This is a genomic window from Nostoc sp. UCD121 (assembly GCF_014222285.1).
In the GTDB taxonomy this organism is placed as follows: Bacteria; Cyanobacteriota; Cyanobacteriia; order Cyanobacteriales; family Nostocaceae; genus Nostoc.
Window position 1 is genome coordinate 1 of sequence record NZ_JACKZS010000594.1, and the last position, 254, is coordinate 254.

1 protein-coding gene is annotated in these 254 nt (G+C 38.2%); it reads right to left on the minus strand.

Annotated elements, in window-relative coordinates:
• A partial coding sequence (locus GNF10_RS37615) for an Hsp70 family protein (protein ID WP_185607547.1) occupies positions 1-254 on the minus strand: 254 nt, incomplete at both ends.

Below are 254 nucleotides of genomic sequence, written 5' to 3' on the forward strand. Positions count from 1 at the left end.
ATGCCATTCACGTTCACCTTGAACAACGTGGATATCTACTTCTGTTTGACCATCAGCTGCAGTTGTAAATACTTGTGACTTTTTAGTTGGAATTGTTGTATTTCTTTCGATTAGTTTTGTTGATACACCACCTAAAGTCTCAATACCTAGTGATAATGGTGTTACATCAAGAAGTAGTAAGTCTTTTACTTCACCTGTAAGCACACCACCTTGGATAGCTGCACCTAGGGCAACTGATTCATCTGGGTTAATAT